The 395-nt window shown below is 35.4% G+C and carries 1 protein-coding gene; it reads left to right on the forward strand.

Annotated features, from left to right (window positions below; all coding sequences use genetic code 11):
- Positions 1 to 52: 52 nt before the first annotated feature.
- A partial coding sequence (locus C0Z16_RS37210) for a recombinase RecT (protein WP_244201528.1) occupies positions 53 to 395 on the forward strand: 343 nt, incomplete at its 3' end.

Below are 395 nucleotides of genomic sequence, written 5' to 3' on the forward strand. Positions count from 1 at the left end.
AATTAATGCTATGAAACAATCATGGTAACAAATCAGACAAGATAACAAATTAATGAGTTGTAACGATACAAGCAAAGCAAATGCCTTATTAGACATGGTAACGCAAGGTTTAAATCCAGCTAAAAATCAATGCTACTTTATTCCTTACGGCAACAAAATGCAGTTACAACGTAGCTATCACGGTAATGTAATGATGTTAAAACGTGATGCAGGTGCTCAAGATGTTGTTGCTCAAGTGATTTATAAAGGCGATACATTCAAGCAAGAAATGGGAGAAACAGGACGTATCAAAGCGATTAAGCACGAACAAGACTTCTTTAACATCGACAAAGAAAACATTATCGGTGCGTACTGCACAATCGTATTTAATGATGGACGAGATAACTATATTGAAG

The organism is Paraburkholderia rhynchosiae (assembly GCF_002879865.1).
GTDB lineage: Bacteria > Pseudomonadota > Gammaproteobacteria > Burkholderiales > Burkholderiaceae > Paraburkholderia > Paraburkholderia rhynchosiae.